Raw genomic sequence first — 245 nt, forward strand, 5'->3', positions numbered from 1 at the left:
GCCGACCGTGAAATGAACGATGCCCTGGTGCTGGCCGACGACATTGCCCGCGAGATCGACGATGTCGCCCGGCGCGATCGCATTCGGCTTCAGCCGTCCGATGATGTCGGTGTAGCGGCCGCTCGGCGACATGACCAAGCCGCAGACCCGCGAGCTGGCGCGGCGCTTCGAGCTCGAGGTCGCCGACAAGCAGGACAGTCAGGACATCTGCTTCGTGCCGAGCGGCCGCTACACCGACATCATCG

The 245-nt window shown here is 66.1% G+C and carries 1 protein-coding gene and 1 pseudogene; one reads left to right on the plus strand and one right to left on the minus strand.

Annotated features, from left to right (window positions below; all coding sequences use genetic code 11):
- The coding region (locus tag FNJ47_RS47995) for a tRNA methyl transferase PRC-barrel domain-containing protein (protein ID WP_430649498.1) at window positions 1-132 on the minus strand (132 nt) is incomplete at its 3' end.
- On the opposite strand from FNJ47_RS47995, the pseudogene FNJ47_RS48000 reads away from it, so the two are divergent.
- Window positions 119-245 (plus strand): annotated as a pseudogene (locus FNJ47_RS48000) (tRNA 2-thiouridine(34) synthase MnmA); the annotation flags it as partial. The gene FNJ47_RS47995 and the pseudogene FNJ47_RS48000 sit on opposite strands and share 14 nt — an antisense overlap.

The organism is Bradyrhizobium uaiense (assembly GCF_010811875.1).
In the GTDB taxonomy this organism is placed as follows: Bacteria; Pseudomonadota; Alphaproteobacteria; order Rhizobiales; family Xanthobacteraceae; genus Bradyrhizobium; species Bradyrhizobium uaiense.